A 13690-nucleotide genomic window follows, 5' to 3' on the forward strand; every position below is an offset into this window, starting at 1 on the left:
CTAGGTACAAAACCTAGATCCCGTTGCTGATAATAGGCTTTATCAACCAGTGGATTTTTTTGACATTTTTGTCTAAAAAACTCTTCTTTTATGCTTTTATCCCAATTTATCGCATCTAAGATACGAATAGGGGTTTGTAGGGCGATTAATCGATCTGATAACTCGCGAGTTTTAAGTAATAACGCCTTATCTATCATGCTCTAAGCTCACTGATGAATGAGCCTAGAGGATAGGCTAGATTTGCTCATTTTCAAAGCAAATTATTACTTACTTTGCAAATTTACAGGGCTAGAAAAATCGCTGATACGATTGACCATGAGTCCATTTTTATAAATGACCAAGGTAGGCACACTACTGATTTTATTATCAATAAATAAATCATTACCGTGATCAATGTACACCGGATGTATGACTTTAAATTTTTCGATATATTCATCAACAGCTGCTTGATCTGTCCATAATTGGCTAACCCTAGCTTCAGTATCAATTCCCTGATTGGTTAATAGATTGATTTGCTTTTGAGCTGCGGCACAGTTTGTTGCCATCTTCGGGCGAGTATCAGCTAAATACCAATCACACCACGTTGCCGTATATAATATTGCCTTTAAGCCATGCTCTGGAATAACTAAAGCAGTCGCAGCTTGCTTATTACCTTCATCTAACAAGTGGGCCTTTGCCACCATGCCGTCATGTGATAATAATCGCAGTGTATTATCAAGTGCTTTATCTGCTTGATGGCCTTGAAAAATCACTTTGCCCGTTTTATCGAGTAATACATGAAAAGGAGTGCCTATAAATTGATAATGCTGAGCAACTTTTGCGGTATGATCACTCATGATAGGTATGGTTAAATTAAACTGTTTTTTAACAGCTGCAACAGCAGTAGGATCATCATTTAGATCAATGTTAATCGCTATTGTATCAATTGTATCTCCATACTGTTCATAGGCCTGCTGAAAGTGTGGCATTTGCTCCATACAAGGCTTACACCACGTTGCCCAAAATTTTAAATACACAGGCTTTTTGCCAACGATTTTATTCAGCTCGAACAGTTCGCCCTGTTGGTTTTTTAAAACCAAATTTGACTCATTTGCTAACAAATGTTGACTGCTTGAAAAGTACAAAAAGACCCACAACAGCGTAATATATTTAGACTTCATCATTGTTATCCCTAAAATAAATACACCTTAGCATGGTCGCTTTCTTAGCTGATTGTAATTTTGCGACATCGGTGAACTTTTCGATCATTTATCATTACATGGTATAAACTAAATAGAGTTAGGTTTCGTATCAATTTAATTATCAAAGCAACATTTGGAGTAGTGATGAAAAATGACATCGAAGGAAAACAAATATTAGCTGTCTATGAGCAGATCATCCAACATGGTGAGATAAATAATGAAGGAAAACACTATAAAGGATTAACCGCATTTTCAGATATTGATGGTTATACCATTTACCTTAAAGGCAGTGGCGTGTTGCTTCGATTTGGTTTTCATAACACCTATCATCTCGATTATGAACATGAAAAGCATAAAGATGACTTCCTTAAAAAGCTGGAAAATATAATCAATGAGGTGTAATTGTGTATAACAGCAAACCGCGCATTCGCCCAGCTAATAAGCACAACCAACATACAGATTTTATAGCCAAGGTTGTGCAACAATTACGCGACGATGAAAGTAAGCTTGCCATAATTAAAGGTAATCTCGAGGAGTATCGGCAACAACGGTTCCTAAAGCGAGGATTTTTAACTGCAATTGAACGATTCGACTGGGTGTTTGAAGCTTCTGATGATATTGAAGATATTTGCCAGCAAATCTTAGCGGATGACTATATTGGCCAGCGATTACGTCGCTATCCGTTACTATTCAAAGGAATTCTATAGCCTAATTAACAGTTTATCGTACCCATCTGGTAAACCACCGTTTATTAATGATAATCATGCTTAAAAATGATAGATTGCGGAAATTTTTCAATTTTAAGAGCCTTGCTATGTCAAAAGCCGTCGACACTGCCGACTCATCGAGTGAAGAAAAACAATCGGGATTATTTAACCGATTTTTAGCCTCGGTTGAGTTTTTGGGGAATATGTTACCCCACCCAATCACCTTGTTTGCCCTATTTTGTGTGGCCATTATTGTTTTCAGTGGTATTGCTGATTGGTTTGGATTAAGTGCAATTGATCCTCGCCCAATTGGCTCCGCAGGTCGTGAACCTGACGGCGTTATCGAAGTTGTGAGTCTATTAAGTGCTGAAGGCTTACAACGTATCGTCACCGGTCTTGTTACTAATTTTACCAGTTTTGCCCCTTTAGGCACTGTGCTTGTTGCACTATTAGGTGTCAGCGTTGCCGAACATTCAGGGCTATTATCTGCTGCAATGCGTGGCATGGTAATGGGGGCATCTAAACGCTTAGTTACCTTTATGGTGGTATTTGCCGCAATATTATCTAATACCGCATCTGAACTTGGTTATGTTGTATTAATTCCTTTAGCCGCAATGATCTTCCATAGTTTAGGCCGTCATCCATTAGCGGGCTTAGCAGCAGCTTTTGCCGGTGTATCGGGCGGTTACAGTGCTAATTTATTGTTAGGTACGATTGATCCATTGCTTGCAGGTATTACGACTCCGGCAGCACAAATGATTGATCCAACTTACCAAGTTGGCGCTGAAGCAAACTGGTATTTTATGATGATTTCAGTTTTACTGATTGCCGTATTAGGCACCTTCGTGACTGAAAAAATCGTTGAACCCCGCCTTGGAAAATACAACCCCGATGATGCCAGTGCTGATCTGGCGCAAAATAATATAGAAGGCTTAACAGCTAAAGAAAAATCAGGCTTAAAATGGGCTGGATTTTCTTTATTGTTAGTATCGCTACTACTTGCGTGGACAATCGTGCCTGCAGATGGCATTTTGCGCCATCCTGAAACAGGTTTATTTGCCCACTCGCCTTTTTCTAAAGGGATTGTGGTATTTATTTTTATTACCTTTGGTATACCCGGTTTCGTTTATGGCCGTGTAGTAGGCACCATGAAAAATGATAAAGACGTGATCAACGCGATGAGCAAAAGTATGAGCTCAATGGGCATGTACATTGTATTAGTATTTTTTGCCGCGCAGTTTGTTGCCTTCTTTAAATGGACTAACTTAGGGACTATTTTAGCCATAAATGGCGCTGCTATGTTACAAGCCCTCAATCTGACTGGTCCTGAAGTATTTGTGTTATTTATATTAATGTGTGCATTAGTTAATCTAAGCTTAGGTTCTTCATCTGCACAATGGGCAATCACTGCGCCTATCTTTGTACCTATGCTCATGTTAATTGGCTATGCGCCAGAGACCATTCAGGCGGCTTATCGAATTGGTGATTCTGTCACCAACTTGATCACCCCAATGATGAGTTACTTTGGCTTGATCCTCGCCGTTGCCACTAAATATAAAAAAGACATGGGAATAGGCACTTTAGTCGCCACCATGCTGCCTTATAGTATGATTTTCTTTGTCGGTTGGGTTGCTCTGTTTTATTTGTGGGTGTTTGTATTTGGTCTGCCAGTAGGGCCTGGCTCACCAATTTATTACACACCTTAATAACCGATAAATAATGCCAGCTGTTGCTGGCATTATTATTGAGTGACTCTAACGTGTTTGAAAAACTAAACTATCTGCTTTAATAATAGTAACTACTTATACAATTGCCACATTACTAGCAACTTCAACGAGATCTAAAATTATGAAAATAGTATGTTTTATTATCACTTTAGCATGTTCTTTGATCAGCATAACAAGTTATGCACAACCACTCCCATCAGTAAATATAAAGTCCGTCGCATTAACTAATTATGCGCACCCACAGCAACACATCTATACTGCAGGACAACCTTCTAAAGAGCAATTTCAGCAGCTTGCAAAGCAAGGTATAAAGTATGTAATTAATTTACGCGGGGATGGGGAAAATAATTGGGATGAACAGGCTTTAGTGACCAATTTAGGACTGCAATACTTTTCACTGCCCATTTCATCAAGAGCCGATATCAATATCGAAAATGCAAAAAAACTGCAGCAATTATTAGCGAAAGCATCTGAGAGCCCAACATTACTGCATTGTGCAAGTGGTAACCGAGTTGGGGCACTGATTGCACTTTATAACGCAATAGAGCTTAACCAACCAATTGAAAAAGCGATTGAGACCGGTAAACAGTGGGGATTGAAAAGTCTTGAACCGGTGGTAAGAGACGCCATAGCAACCTATAAAATAAAAGAGCATTAAAATAACACATTAGATGTATTGAAATATTCAACTATGACTTTAAATAGATCTAACAACAAAAAGCCCTTAGTTAAATACTAAGGGCTTTTTTTTAAATGTAATTTAAAGCTGCCATGCATAACTTAATTTAGTAAAGAAAGTACGTTGATCGCGTTCTATACTTTTTAATGAGTCATCTTGATAGCCTTTATCTGAATAACCCAAGTAAAATAATGTTTGTGCATTAATTTTATATGAGTAAACAAGCTGACTGCCATAATCTCGGTTGATGTGATTTACAGCAAAGTAATAAGCATTTTGATTTCGGTCGATATCTTCAAACTGTAAAATCAGTTTCAGCATCGAGCGCATATTAAATTTATAATAAATTCGTAAATCGGTTAGATTCGCTGTAAATACATTTTCACCTTGTGGGTTATCTAAACGGCTATAACTGTGTTCAAGCTGTAGTTGCCAATGATCATTGATGTCCCAGGTAAGTTCTGGCTCTAGAGTAAATAAATCACCTAACTGCTCATTACTGTAATCTATTTTACTACCAAACTCACTATAGAGCGTAATACGTAAATCTTTGCTTGGGTTAAAACCACCATAAATAAAGCCGATATTTTGATTATAAAAATCATCTTTATAGCTCTCATTACGATGGATCAAACCAAACTCTAAGGATGACTGTAATTGGCCTTTTAAAAAAATATACCCTTCGTACTCTTCTTCAAGCAAGCTACCATCTTGCGCCCAGGTTTTGTCCCAATCAACATTATAAGAATATTCGGTTATCATCTCACTTGCGTCTAAGTACCAAGTTTGCCCGCCGCCTAGTAACGCTTTTTTATAATCCACTTTTTCTTGATAGCCAACATCGGTACGATAATCCTCACCAATATCTTCGTAACTGGCAAGTAGCTTATAATCCCTTTTCTCGCGAGAAAACTCGAGCTTATAAGCTTGATCAGATTGGTTTTTCTCCAAGCCATAGTTATCAGTTAAAAAGGCGGAGTTTTTAGTATCAGAGGTAGCAACTTGATACAACACACTATCTGTTTGATTAAACCAATAACTACCATCTACCGACAGTACGGTATTGTGATAGTCATTCGCTTCACGGTGGGTACTCATCACCCCTATAGTGCCCTGCTCGCCAATGTCGTATTGATATCGGCCAACCGCTGACTTTGATTTTTCAGCTAAATTAGCAAAGCCAGAACCTTGGTTAGTCGGTAAAAAAAGACTGGTATTTTCATCATCGGCATACATAAAGGCATAACTATGTGCATCTGTTTTACCGGTTATTTTGGCGCCAATTTCAGGCTCGGCAATTGTACGAGTATATAAAAGCTCAAATAAACTGCTTTTGAAATACGATGCACCATCTAAAAAGAACGGGCGTTTCTCAGCATAATAAATAGAGTATGTAGTATTGACATCCAACTCTAAACTATCGGTCTCTACTTGCGAGAAATCGGGATTAATGGTGGCATTAATAACCGCATCTTGGCTGATACCCCAACGTAAATCGAGTCCAGCTTCAGTCTCAATATCACCATTTTGCCAATCCCCTGGTATAGCCTCTTTGGCATCATTGCGAAGAGCGGTCAAGGTCGGTGTTAATTGAATATTTTTGCTCGGTTCCATGGCATTAAAGCCTGTTATTTTATCAAACTGGCAAAAACTGCATTTCACGTCGCGATCAAAACCTACATTGGATAATTGATATAAAACATCTCGAGGATAATTACGCCACAGCGCAACCCCCCAAGTCATATCGGCTTTATTTTTAGGAAAACGCAATGCAGTGAACGGAATGCGCATCTCTACGGTATAACCTTGGTTAGTTATTTGCCCCGCACTGTCCCAAATCGCATCCCACGATGGGTCTTCAGTCCAGCCATCGGTATCGGTCATGCGCATATCACCTTGTGCACCGAGTGGGTTTACGTAAAACTCATAACCTGTTCGCTCATCGTTGAAGGTATCAATCATCAATGCGACATTATCATCCGACCATAATGTATCGCGATCTCGAAGTGCTGCACGTATTTGACTGGCATCATTATCATAAGCAACAAAACCAATATATAAATAGTTGCCATCTTCATAGATATAAGCGTCTGTTTTTACAGGTGGTGTGCCTTTTTCGTTGGGTTCATTTTGATAGCGTAAAGGGATTAAAGTGGCTTGTTGCCAGTGCGGTTCGCTCAACTGCCCATCAAGATCAATACCTTGCTCAATGTGCGCTAAACTAAATTGTTGTTGCGCAGCGTGTGCAAACGTACTACATAAAGCGAAAGCTAAAACCCAGACAGATAATGTTATTAATTTTATATACTGCATAAACATCCATTTAATACTCAGTTACTCGGATGAGTAAGATAAGTAGTAATTGTAATTCACGCAGGTACATTTGTTAATAGTTTGATTGCAAAAATGTTATTTTAATTAACTAATCAAGACAAGAAGCTGAGATTTTAGGTCTCAATTAACTTTAATTTATCGGCCACACCATTCCAGGTATCGGCATCTTCAGGGGCTGGTTTTACATCAGTGATACGCGGCCAAATAAGAGCAAGTTCGGCATTCAGTTCGGTGAATTCTTGTTGCGAATCAGGTAATTCATCTTCTTGATAAATTGCTTCAGCGGGGCATTCTGGAACACATAAACCACAATCAATACAATCAATCGGACTGATCGCCAAAAAATTAGGGCCTTCATAAAACGCATCTGCTGGACACACTGCTACACAGTCAGTGTATTTACACTTTATACAGTTTTCAGTGACTACAAATGCCATTTTAACGTTTGCCTAACATATCTTAATACAGCTGGAGATCATACCCAACCACAGCCAAAATACAATAAATAATCGCTGCCATCGAGGCTTAAATTAACGTAAAATAGTCTGCTATTGTGAGCAACTCGCGTCAGCGACTGCTAAGACACCTAACAGAGACTAAATATGATACGTTTAACAGAAATTAAGCTGCCACTTGATCATGGCGAAGATGCCATAAAGCAAGCAATTATAACTAAACTTGGCATTGATAACAGCCAACTCCATAGCTTTAATGTCTTTAAACGTGGTTACGATGCCCGCAAAAAAACCGCCATTTTACTTATTTATACCCTCGACATTGAGGTTGATAATGAAGCGCAATTATTAATTCAGTTTGCTAAAGACCAACATGTAAAACCAGCCCCTGACACCAGCTATAAATTTGTTGCTCAAGCACCAGCAACGATTCAAGAACGTCCTGTGGTAATAGGCTTTGGCCCTTGTGGACTGTTTGCTGGTTTAATACTGGCGCAAATGGGATTTAAACCCATTATTTTAGAACGTGGTAAAGAAGTACGTGAACGTACCAAAGACACTTTCGGTTTTTGGCGAAAACGTACTCTAAATACCGAGTCAAACGTGCAATTTGGTGAAGGCGGCGCAGGAACATTCTCTGACGGAAAACTTTACAGCCAAGTTAAAGATCCAAAGCATTATGGTCGTAAAGTGATCACTGAATTTGTAGCTGCAGGCGCACCAGAAGAAATTATGTATGTCAGCAAACCGCACATTGGTACTTTTAAGCTGGTTACAATGATTGAAAAAATGCGTGCAAGTATTGAAGCGCTCGGCGGTGAAATTCGTTTTAGCACCCGCGTTGATGACATCCTACTTGATGATGGCCAAGTAACAGGACTGAAATTATCCTCCGGTGAACAACTTGATACCCGTCATGTTGTGCTTGCGGTAGGTCACAGCGCACGTGATACATTTAAAATGGTATACGATAAAGGGATTTACGTTGAAGCAAAACCGTTTTCAGTTGGTTTTAGAATTGAGCACAAACAATCTATGATCGATGAATGCCGTTTTGGTGATAATGCTGGTAACCCGATCCTTGGCTCTGCAGATTACAAACTGGTTCACCATTGTCACAGTGGCCGTACTGTTTACAGTTTTTGTATGTGCCCAGGCGGTACTGTGGTTGCAGCAACCTCGGAAGAAGGTCGCGTGGTAACGAATGGCATGAGTCAGTATTCTCGCAGCGAACGCAACGCTAACAGTGCCATTGTTGTGGGGATTTCTCCTGAAGAAGATTTCCCAGGTCATCCATTAGCCGGTATTGATCTGCAGCGAAAACTAGAAGAGCAAGCCTTTGAACTAGGTGGTAGTAATTACGATGCACCTGCACAGTTAATTGGCGACTTCTTAAAAGGTAAAGATTCAAGTGACTTAGGCGATGTAAAGCCTTCATACACACCAGGTATCAAACTCACTGATCTAGCAAATGTGTTACCTAAATATGCAATTGATGCCATTCGTGAAGCAATTCCTGCATTTAATAAGCAAATTCGTGGTTTTTCATCAAACGATGGTTTATTAACCGGCGTTGAAACCCGTACCTCATCACCAATTTGCATTAAACGAGATAAAAGCATGCAAAGTATCAATACCCAAGGCCTATACCCTGCCGGTGAAGGTGCGGGTTATGCAGGTGGTATTCTTTCCGCAGGCATTGACGGTATAAAGGCCGCTGAAGCATTAGCGTTATCTATGCTTGAGAAAAATAGCTAAGTAGTTTTTCACTGTTCACAAAAAAGCCTCATTTATTGAGGCTTTTTTGTGTTAATGACTTAACTTATACCATTATTTCTTTAACGAAAGTTTGGCACCTTTGAGGGTTTTACGTACGTTTGAGATACGTGAACGGTTTTTAGCTCGCGCTTCACCAGTTGCTTGACCTGATGGTTTATTTGAATGGCTACGACGCAAATGCGATGGTTTTTTGCCAATTTTATCAATCAGTACTTCACGGTTACTTACTTCATAACCCGGCAAGTATTCACGCTGAATTTTTTGACCGATTAAGGTTTCAATTTCAAACAACATATTTTCTTCTTCGCGGCTAACAAATGAGATTGCTTGACCTTGTTTACCGGCACGACCTGTACGACCAATACGGTGTACGTAATCTTCAGCAAGCCATGGTAAGTCAATATTAATTACACGTGGTAGGTCATCAATATCAATCCCGCGAGCGGCAACTTCTGTAGCCACAAGCACACGTACTTTACCCGCTTTGAAATCACTTAATGCACGACGACGGTTACCTTGGGTTTTATCACCATGGCACACAGCAGCCGGGATACCATCTAAGTTTAATTCTTTAACTAGCTCATCAGCCGTTTCTTTCATGTTGACGAACACTAACACTTGCTGCCAGTTTTTCTTACCGATCAATTCAGAAAGCAACTCTTGTTTACGGCGCTCTTCAACTGGATAAACCACGTGATGAACGGTTGCAGCAGTGCTGTTGGTTTGATCAACACGGACAATTTCAGCTTGCTTGAGTACTTTGCTAGCAAACTGTTTAATTGCCGCTGGGAATGTTGCAGAGAACAACAAAATTTGGCGATCTTCAGCACAGCCATTGATCACTGTTTGCATATCACCAATAAAGCCCATATCAAGCATACGGTCAGCTTCATCGAGCACAAGATGTTGTACGTCAGCAAGGCTTAGATTACCTAAACGAATATGATCCAGTAAACGACCCGGTGTTGCGACTACGATATCGACACCCGCTTTTAAGCCATTAGCTTGACCTACCGTACTAACACCGCCAAATAAACTCACAGTTTTAAGCTTGGTGTACTTTGCAAAATCAGTAAAATTATTGGCAATTTGCTCTGCAAGCTCACGGGTTGGTGCTAGCACTAAGGCACGTGGCGCATTAGTTTTTGTGTATTCAACTTCAGATAATTTTTGAATAATTGGTAAAGCAAAAGCAGCTGTCTTACCGGTGCCTGTTTGGGCACTGGCTAAAACATCTTTGCCTTTACGTACTGCTGGAATAGCATTACGTTGAATGGGCGTAAGGGTGTGATAGTTAAGTTCATCTAACGCCTGAAGAAGTTCAGGGGCAAAACTAAAAGATTTAAAATTCATGCTGTATAACCTGCGGCCACATTATCAAGGGTCGCAAATTATACAGCAATTTAAGGCAAACAGTTAGTTTTTAAATATATAAACCAACTAGAATTACCTTTTCTCTTCTACAGCCATTTTTGTGTTTGACCTTTTCAAAGCATACTTTGCTAAGCAATAACAACAATGGTTGGCGATCTTTTAAAGCCCAAACTAAATTATGGCAGAATAATTGTATTTTCTAAATTTAATGGTGTGGCTTTAGAGCCACCTACAACAGCAACATCATCAAGTTGATTGATCAACGTAACCCCTTGCACTTGCTGCTGCTCATTTAATGGCACATAAGGTAATCTAAATACAGGCTTGACTGCACCTGTCATCATCAATGCAGTATTAATTGCAATTGGATTTGGCTCACAGAACAACCAACTGATCAAAGGTTGTAATGACGCGTTCAGCGCGTCGCTTTTGCTGTCCATTAATTGACGATACAAGCCAGGAATTAAATTAGAGGTTACCGAGATCACGCCATGCGCTTTATAAGTATGGCGAGCATCATGTGCTTCATCGTCATTACCAGACCAACAGGCAATACCTTGTTGCTCATAGTGATTAATGCGCTCATTACCACCGCACTCTTTTACGCCAATAAAGTTTTCATGTTGTGCCAACGGCTCAATAATGTCAGGGGTTAAATCTTGTCCTGTACGCCCTGCTACGTTGTAAATAAATGCCGGACCAATTGCCAGCACTCGTTTGAAGTGTTCAATCACACCGGCAATCGATGTGCGGCCATAATAAGGGTTAATTTGTAGCGCTGCGTCCATACCGCTGGCAAAGCCATACTCAGTCGCTTTAACGGCTTCGCGGGTATTGTTACTGCCAGTGTTACCAACAATCACCAACTTATCTGCATACTTATTAACGCTGTGCGCAATCAGCATTAAATGCTCTTCCCAGTTCATTAACTGGCCTTCACCTGTGGTTCCACCGACCACAATACCATCAACACCGGCGGCGATCTGCTGTTCAACTAAATAATCATAGGTGGCTAAGTCAATTTCACCACTGGCTAAATAAGGCGTTTTAATTGCTGTGATGAGGCTTGCTTGTTTAATTTGTTCTAGGGTGCGCATAAAAAATTAATCTTAAAAAAACTTGCCGTAGTTGTAACATAAAAGCAGGCGTTTTCCGAGTGTTGCATAACTAATTAATTAAATTACTTGTGTTGTAGAGGTGCTTAGTCCAAAATAAACAACTGTATAAATAAACAGTATATTTATTTTCTAACCTTGAGTGCACTTTTATGCGTTTATCACGATTTTTAGCAACCCATTTTTATCACAGCGAAGAGCTTTGTCATGCCTTAGCAATCGATGAAGATACTCTTGCAATTTGGCAACAAAACGGGTTATTTCCAAAACCCAGTTACTGTATTAAAAATCAGCTTAGTTGTAGCTCTTACTCTGGTTTATATGAATGCGAAGAATACGACGACTTCTATCCACGAGGATGCGTTAACTGGGGACAAGGCTTAGCCAAGCAAAAAATTGATTCATCCAGTCAAGCCTTCAACTACTTTGCACAGCAATACAGTGCAAGTTTAACGAAGTTAGCTCAACAAGGATTTGAATTTAACGAAGAGCTATTTGGTTGTGAATTAGAAGAGCACCTGCAACAAGTATGGCAACAATTTTTATGCAGTAAATACGGTGTGCTAACTCAAAATGGCTTAATTGAAGAAATCGCCGCCGTTGATATTGGTCGCTTAGTTGTAGATGATATAACCGAATTACGCACAAAGCCAAACCTCACACAAGCAGAGCGAAGCAAATTACACCCTGCTTTAAAACTATTAAATCGCGCGCTTAGTCATGGTGCCGAACACGAAAAACAACATACCCTTCGTGCCCGTTATATTGATGCACTGGTGCTTAAATATGATTTATCGGTTAAGTAAAGAAGAAATGTGCAAGGGGAAAGGTTTTAGGTTTTAGGTTTTAGGAAAAACAATAGTGCCACATCACAGTTTTGTATAAATGTAACCGCAATATGATGATTTTTAAGAGTAGTGCAACCAAACTTACTGAATGAGTACTTTGAGCGCGATGAAGATGGCCACTCTAGCGCATTTCTGGACAAAAATGAGTTAGAGTTAACGGGCTGCTCTGTGCTGTGAGCGGTCATTGGTAACACTTGCCGTAAACGGCACAAAATTGTAGGCTAAAATTGGCGACGAAGGAGCACAAGCTCACTGTTTTGTGTCCACGGTTTAACGGCCTTGTTAGGCAATGTGTTACGCATGTGGCTCAGTTGGGTAACTATGTGTAATGCAACTATGGCTGCATTTTTCACAATCTGCCGAGATAACCAGCTTATAGTTGATGAAATACCCAAGAATATTGAGCAATTTTGGCATGTACTTCACAAAGAAGCGTGCAAGTATAAAATACAAAATAACTACAGATACTAAAGACCTTAATAGTTCAGGGTTTGTGTTTACACCTGCCAAAATTGAACCAACGGCGCCGACAAACAGTGATGTTACTCCATAAACTATCGCAAACAAAATTGCAACGAAAGGAATGCAAAGAACAAACAGCCCGAAACAATCTAACAGACTAATTTTAAATTCGATTTTCCGTTTAGGTTTATTTCCACAGACACTACATTTCATCTAGTTGCCTAACACCCGCCTAACACGCAATGTGTTGGCGTGGCTTTTTGCGTTGTTTGCCAAAACCATAACAACTAAACATTGTCGGAGTTAAGGCGCTTGTTAGGTGCACTTTATTAGCTGCACTGGTGAATTACAATACTCTAAATTCCCTATTAATTCGTTATTATCTGGATAGTTAGGGCAATTACCGATATTGACAGACTGAACGCTGCCATTTGGTTTCATCTCGACATCGACAAAAGACGCAACAAGCTGGTCTTCTAATTGACGGCTCCAAGTAAAGTGATAATTGGTATTGTGTGATTTTAGGAATGTTCTATCAGGCACATTAAATTTACTTGTAAAAGAAGTTAAAGCCACACTCTGATTTTTTACATTTATTCTCGCTGAACGTGCTGTCCAAGAGAACGGCCAAGATCTCGTGATATCGACAGCTATGTTGCATTCGCCAAGCTCAGAGGTACGCGATAGTCCAGAGATTACCTCTGCATATTCGATGTTCTTTAAACTACTCGAACCCGCTTGGCAGAGCCAAATAAAAAGAATAACTATTGGAATCAATTTACGATTCATAATGGATACGCCTCACGTCCTTTGCTCCTAACATTTTAGTATTTATGCGACACGCAGTTTGTGTTGCATAATCGCTTGTTGGACTGAGGCGCTACCTGCTCGGTGTGTCAGAGTTGGTGTTACTTATGCTATGGGAATTTGCTTTTTATGGCCTAAGCGATATCAAGCCAACTTTACTGGCGTGTCTATCGTATCTAAGCTATCCCTGCGTTACTCAGCGTTTATTATGCACCTATTAAA

General features: G+C 39.8%; 12 protein-coding genes and 1 pseudogene. 6 read left to right on the forward strand and 7 right to left on the reverse strand.

The features are described 5' to 3' along the window. Together H5154_RS21420 and H5154_RS21425 are read right to left on the reverse strand one after the other, a co-directional pair. Positions 1–197: pseudogene (locus tag H5154_RS21420) on the reverse strand (flavohemoglobin expression-modulating QEGLA motif protein); the annotation flags it as partial. A 66-nt stretch (positions 198–263) separates the two neighbouring features. After that, positions 264–1163, reverse strand: a complete 900-nt coding sequence (locus H5154_RS21425; protein ID WP_182719553.1) for a redoxin family protein — start codon at positions 1161–1163, stop codon at positions 264–266. Between the two features lie 162 nt (positions 1164–1325). On the opposite strand from H5154_RS21425, the gene H5154_RS21430 reads away from it, so the two are divergent. The 4 genes from H5154_RS21430 (at position 1326) to H5154_RS21445 (ending at position 4273) form a co-directional block, all read left to right on the forward strand. Then, positions 1326–1583, forward strand: coding sequence for a DUF3081 family protein (locus H5154_RS21430; protein WP_149980149.1), 258 nt, complete (start codon positions 1326–1328; stop codon positions 1581–1583). 2 nt (positions 1584–1585) lie between these two features. Further along, positions 1586–1888: a hypothetical protein gene (locus H5154_RS21435; RefSeq protein WP_182719554.1), complete on the forward strand. Its 303-nt coding sequence runs from the start codon at positions 1586–1588 to the stop codon at positions 1886–1888. Between the two features lie 107 nt (positions 1889–1995). Further along, entirely contained in the window at positions 1996–3594 is a 1599-nt protein-coding gene (locus tag H5154_RS21440) for an AbgT family transporter (protein WP_149980148.1), read from the forward strand. A 142-nt stretch (positions 3595–3736) separates the two neighbouring features. Next, entirely contained in the window at positions 3737–4273 is a 537-nt protein-coding gene (locus tag H5154_RS21445) for a fused DSP-PTPase phosphatase/NAD kinase-like protein (RefSeq protein WP_182719555.1), read from the forward strand. Positions 4274–4375: 102 nt separating this feature from the next. Here the strand turns inward: H5154_RS21445 and H5154_RS21450 are convergent, their stop codons facing one another. Both H5154_RS21450 and fdxA read right to left on the reverse strand, forming a co-directional pair. Continuing rightward, positions 4376–6607 carry a carbohydrate binding family 9 domain-containing protein gene (locus tag H5154_RS21450; RefSeq protein WP_182719556.1) on the reverse strand — a complete coding sequence of 744 codons (2232 nt, stop codon included), beginning with the start codon at positions 6605–6607 and terminating at the stop codon, positions 4376–4378. Between the two features lie 134 nt (positions 6608–6741). After that, on the reverse strand, positions 6742–7065 hold the full coding sequence (gene fdxA, locus H5154_RS21455) for a ferredoxin FdxA (RefSeq protein WP_145235999.1): 324 nt from the start codon (positions 7063–7065) through the stop codon (positions 6742–6744). A 165-nt stretch (positions 7066–7230) separates the two neighbouring features. Here fdxA and H5154_RS21460 point away from each other — a divergent pair, with 165 nt between their 5' ends. Further along, entirely contained in the window at positions 7231–8841 is a 1611-nt protein-coding gene (locus tag H5154_RS21460) for an NAD(P)/FAD-dependent oxidoreductase (RefSeq protein ID WP_149980145.1), read from the forward strand. A gap of 72 nt (positions 8842–8913) precedes the next feature. Here the strand turns inward: H5154_RS21460 and H5154_RS21465 are convergent, their stop codons facing one another. Then, a complete protein-coding gene (locus H5154_RS21465; RefSeq protein ID WP_145236005.1) occupies positions 8914–10215 on the reverse strand; it encodes a DEAD/DEAH box helicase in 1302 nt (433 codons plus the stop codon). Between the two features lie 197 nt (positions 10216–10412). Further along, on the reverse strand, positions 10413–11333 hold the full coding sequence (gene dapA, locus H5154_RS21470) for a 4-hydroxy-tetrahydrodipicolinate synthase (protein WP_182719557.1): 921 nt from the start codon (positions 11331–11333) through the stop codon (positions 10413–10415). A gap of 170 nt (positions 11334–11503) precedes the next feature. Here dapA and H5154_RS21475 point away from each other — a divergent pair, with 170 nt between their 5' ends. Beyond that, the gene (locus H5154_RS21475) at positions 11504–12157 is read left to right on the forward strand and encodes a DUF6058 family natural product biosynthesis protein (RefSeq protein WP_145236013.1); all 654 of its coding nucleotides are present in this window, start codon (positions 11504–11506) and stop codon (positions 12155–12157) included. Positions 12158–12976: 819 nt separating this feature from the next. Here H5154_RS21475 and H5154_RS21480 read toward each other — a convergent pair. Next, positions 12977–13450 carry a hypothetical protein gene (locus H5154_RS21480; RefSeq protein ID WP_149980143.1) on the reverse strand — a complete coding sequence of 158 codons (474 nt, stop codon included), beginning with the start codon at positions 13448–13450 and terminating at the stop codon, positions 12977–12979. Between the last annotated feature and the right edge of the window lie 240 nt (positions 13451–13690).

The organism is Pseudoalteromonas sp. SR44-5, from assembly GCF_014163675.1.
In the GTDB taxonomy this organism is placed as follows: Bacteria; Pseudomonadota; Gammaproteobacteria; order Enterobacterales; family Alteromonadaceae; genus Pseudoalteromonas; species Pseudoalteromonas rhizosphaerae.